4 protein-coding genes and 1 pseudogene are annotated in these 4,441 nt (G+C 43.7%); 4 read left to right on the forward strand and 1 reads right to left on the reverse strand.

The window, feature by feature from the left end; all coding sequences use genetic code 11:
• Window positions 1-6 precede the first annotated feature (6 nt).
• Window positions 7-642, reverse strand: coding sequence for an endonuclease III (gene nth, locus Q0314_RS01370; RefSeq protein WP_298055673.1), 636 nt, complete (start codon window positions 640-642; stop codon window positions 7-9).
• Between the two features lie 109 nt (window positions 643-751).
• On the opposite strand from nth, the gene Q0314_RS01375 reads away from it, so the two are divergent.
• The 4 genes and pseudogenes from Q0314_RS01375 to Q0314_RS01390 all read left to right on the forward strand — a co-directional run.
• On the forward strand, window positions 752-1,564 hold the full coding sequence (locus Q0314_RS01375; RefSeq protein ID WP_298055676.1) for a peptidylprolyl isomerase: 813 nt from the start codon (window positions 752-754) through the stop codon (window positions 1,562-1,564).
• Window positions 1,565-1,574: 10 nt separating this feature from the next.
• Window positions 1,575-2,639 carry a class II fructose-bisphosphate aldolase gene (fbaA, locus tag Q0314_RS01380; RefSeq protein WP_298055678.1) on the forward strand — a complete coding sequence of 355 codons (1,065 nt, stop codon included), beginning with the start codon at window positions 1,575-1,577 and terminating at the stop codon, window positions 2,637-2,639.
• Between the two features lie 8 nt (window positions 2,640-2,647).
• Window positions 2,648-3,985 carry a MotA/TolQ/ExbB proton channel family protein gene (locus tag Q0314_RS01385; RefSeq protein WP_298055680.1) on the forward strand — a complete coding sequence of 446 codons (1,338 nt, stop codon included), beginning with the start codon at window positions 2,648-2,650 and terminating at the stop codon, window positions 3,983-3,985.
• Window positions 3,972-4,441 (forward strand): annotated as a pseudogene (locus Q0314_RS01390) (chemotaxis protein MotB); the annotation flags it as partial. The gene Q0314_RS01385 and the pseudogene Q0314_RS01390, both read left to right, overlap by 14 nt.

Below are 4,441 nucleotides of genomic sequence, written 5' to 3' on the forward strand. Positions count from 1 at the left end.
CGGCGATTAAGGAAATTTCTTATCTTTGCTGCTGCACAGCTCGTTTAAAAAGCACTCCTTGCAGTTTGGCTTTATCGCTTTACAGGTGTAGCGGCCAAAAAGCACCATCGCTTGATGAAGCGTATTTAGCTGCGTTTTAAAGGCTTTGGTTAGATCAAGCTCGACGGCTTCGGGCGTCTTGCCTCTGCTAAGGCCAAGTCTATGCGCCACGCGATAAACGTGCGTATCCACCGCCATCAAATTTGATCCAAAATGCTCGATCAGCACGACGTGAGCGGTCTTTTGTCCGACTCCGGCTAGGCTCATCAGTTCTTTTTCGGTAGTCGGTATCTCGCCGCCAAATTCGCTCATCACGCTCTTTGCCATTTTGATCAAATTTTCGGCCTTGTTGTTAAAAAAGCTACAGGAGCTGATGAGCGCTTTTACGCTGGCTAGATTTGCATGCGCTAGGCTCGCGACGTCCGGGTATGCCTCAAAAAGCGAAGGCGTGATCAAATTTACGCGCTTATCGGTGCACTGCGCGCTTAACATCACGCAAACGAGCAGCTCGTAGAGGTTCTGGAATCTAAGCTCGCTGCCCGCGTCTTTAAAATTTTCTAAAAATAAATTTTTGATAGCGTTTATATCTTTTTTTGTTCTCATAGTGCCGATTTTAGCCGTTTTTATTTAAATTTTCGATGAATTATAACTTATATTTAATGACTTTCCTGCTATAATCACCCTCGCAAAAATCTAAATTTAAGGAACAAAGATGAATAAAATTTTATTCGCATCTCTTAGTTTGGCTGCGGCTTTAAGCCTAAACGCGGCGGAGTACGCCACCGTAAACGGTTCTAGCATAACCGATAAGGACGTGGCTTTCACGCTTGCTGCTATGCCTGGCGTTACTCTTGAGCAACTGCCTAAAGACACTCAGAAAAAAGTAATCGACGAAACAATCAACAGAAAACTGCTTCTAGACGAGGCTAAAAAGAGCGGACTGGATAAGACCGACGAATACAAAGCCGCTCTTGAAGAGCTAAAAAACAACCTTGCGCTTGATCTTTGGATGAAGAGAATTTTCGACAATATAAAAGTAAGCGAAGGCGAAATCAGCGACTTTTATAATAAAAACAAAGCCGAATTTGCCGTGCCTGCACAAGTAAGAGCCAAACATATCCTAGTGGCTACTGAAAAAGACGCAAACGACATAATAGCTGCGCTAAAAGGTCTAAAAGGCGACGAGCTGGTTAAAAAATTCGAAGAGCTAGCAAAATCTAAATCTACCGATCAAGGCTCTGCGGCTAATGGCGGCGAACTAGGATGGTTTGGCCAATCTCAAATGGTAAAACCTTTCGCGGACGCTGCATTTGCGCTTAAAAAAGGCGAAGTAACTCAAAAACCTGTTAAATCAAATTTCGGCTACCACGTAATCCTAAAAGAGGATAGCAAAGCTGCCGGCACAGTAGCTCTAAATGATGTTAAGCCTCAAATCGAGGGCAACATAAAGATGGAGAAATTTAGAAACGATATCAGAAAAAGAGGCGACGAGCTTCGCTCAAAAGCTAAAGTAGAATACAAATAAGGTCGATAAAATGGGTGTTTTAGACGTAGTAAAAGCCGGCGTTTTAAGCGGCGATGACGTAACTAGGCTGTATAAATACGCAAAGGAGCAGGGCTTTGCCATACCTGCGGTAAACGTGGTCGGAAGCGACTCGGTAAATGCCGTTTTAGAGGCGGCGAAGACGGCTAACTCACCCGTTATCATCCAGTTTAGTAACGGCGGAGCCGGCTTTTACGCCGGCAAAGCTTGTGGGAATGCTGACGTACTAGGTGCGGTAGCAGGCGCACAGCACGTGCACCTGCTAGCTAAGGCTTACGGCGTGCCCGTGATCCTACACACCGATCACGCGGCTAGAAAGCTACTGCCGTGGATCGACGAGCTGGTTAAATTTAGCCGCGAATACAAAAAAGCTCACGGCGTGCCGCTTTTTAGTTCGCATATGCTTGATCTTAGCGAGGAGAGCTTGGAGGAAAATTTAAGCACTTGCGAGAAGTATCTAAAAGAGCTTAGCGAGCTTGGCATCAGCCTAGAAATCGAGCTTGGCGTAACCGGCGGCGAAGAGGACGGCGTGGATAACACGGGCGTTGATAACGCGCTTCTTTATACGCAGCCTGAAGACGTCGCGCGGGCATATGAGCGACTAAGTAAAATCAGCGATAGATTTAGCATAGCGGCAAGCTTTGGTAACGTCCACGGCGTGTATAAGCCGGGCAACGTCGTATTGCGACCAGAAATTTTGAAAAATTCGCAAGCATACGTCGCGGATAAATTTCAAACTCTAACCGATAAACCCGTAAATTTCGTATTTCACGGCGGTAGCGGTAGCGAGCTGAAGGACATAAAAGATGCCGTTAGCTACGGCGTAGTAAAGATGAATATCGACACGGATACGCAGTGGGCGTTTTGGGACGGCGTGAGAGCGTACGAGCTAAAAAACAGAGCCTATTTACAAGGTCAAATCGGCAACCCTGAAGGCGACGATAAACCGAACAAAAAATACTACGATCCGCGCAAATGGCTACGAAGCGGCGAGGAGTCGATGGTAAAGCGCCTGCTAACCGCTTTTGAAGATTTAAACTGCTTAAATAGAAATTAAGGCTTACAATGGAACCCAAAAAAGAAGCGAGAAACGATAATTTCACTGATTTGGCGTTGCCTGAGGTAAAAGGCAGGCAATCTTTTTTCGTGTATACGAAAATTATATTTTTGCCGACGGCGATATATCTCGTCGCGCTTCTTGGGTATTTGGGGTATATAGATTTTCAAATCGGCCTACACACGGTTATTATGATGGGTATTATTTGGGTTATTTCGCTAATCTTTGCTAAAAATAGCGCCGAGCTTGCTTGTTGTTATTTTGAGCAAAGCGGAGCTGATTTTAAGCGAAATTTAAAAGAATACATCATCAAACATCTTTTAGTTATCGGCAAAGATACGAAGTCAAACGCCGGTTTTGATGAATTTGTCGCCTACTATACTAGAAATTTACGTAACGAAAATTTCGCTTCCGTGGGTGCGGGCATCTTTCCGATGCTGGGTATTTTGGGAACATTTATCAGTATCGCGGTTTCTATGCCTGAGTTTAATTCATCAAATACTACCGAGCTCGAAACTGAAATTTCAACCCTTCTTAGCGGCGTGGCGACTGCGTTTTACGTCTCTATTTACGGTATTTTTCTAGCGCTTTGGTGGATATTTTTTGAAAAATACGGAACGAGTAAATTTGAAACGCTGGTGCGAAGACAAAAAAACGCTACGAGCGGCTTTTTCTGGACGAAAGAGGAGCTTGATAGAAGATATTTGCAAGAGAATTTAAGACACTTTGAAAAGATCGGAGTGATCTTTGAGCATGTTAGTAACGCCGAGTTCTTTGAGGAGCTGGATAAGACTATCGAGGCTAAATTTAAAACTTTTACAAATATCTTGAAAAACGAAGAAGAGGCTGTCAAGCTAAGTGGCGAACACATCAAACAAACGATGAATACGCTGCTAAAATCCTCAAAAGATCAAAAAGATCTGATCAAAGTTCACGCCGAAATCTTAAACGTTATCAATAAATTTAACGGCAACATCAAAGATATGCAACTAAAATTTGCCGAGCAGTACAACCGTCTCTATGATGTGGGTGGCGAGCGTATCGCAAGGCTCGAAAAGAGCGTGGGCGAACTAGAGTATAATGTTAAAAATTTCAGTGAGTCTCTTTCTAAATTTAGTAGTGAAATCTTAGAAAAACAAAAACTTGCAATGGATGGCTTTAAAGAGAGCTTGATTGACGGTGTACAGGCATTTAAAAAGGCTTTTGACGACGAAGCAATCGAAGCTTATGATGATAATAGCGCGCTCATTGAAGGGCTAAAGCAAGACATCGACGAGCTTGATAAAGAGGCGAATGAGATATTGCAAACCATCGAAAAGGCGAGTATGCTAGATGAAAACGCGTAACGAGAACAAAAGCGGAGACCAGACCTTTTGGATATCGTATGCGGACCTGATGGCTGGGCTGATGTTTGTTTTTATGCTCATCATCGGCGCCGTCGTCGTAAAATACGTCCTTAGCCAAAGCGATCTGGCAAAACTACAAAAAGACTTAAGCGAGCGTGAAAAGCAAATCGCCTCATCACAAAGCGAGCTCGTTCGTAAAGAAAACGTCATAAAAGAAATTTTTTCAAATTTGGACCGCGCAAAGAGCGAAAATAAAGAGCTTGCCGACATAAACAGGCTCGTAAACGAGATGCTTGAAGGCGTCAAAAAAGAGAAAAACGAACTCACGAATCTAACCCAAACCTACGAGATAAATCTAAACGATGCGAATAAAACTATCGCGGATTTGCAGGATAGAGTGCTACAGCTGGGGCAAATTTTAGCGCAAAAAGACGAGGCGCTAAATGAACTAAACGC

The sequence above is a fragment of the uncultured Campylobacter sp. genome, assembly GCF_938040115.1.
GTDB lineage: Bacteria > Campylobacterota > Campylobacteria > Campylobacterales > Campylobacteraceae > Campylobacter_A.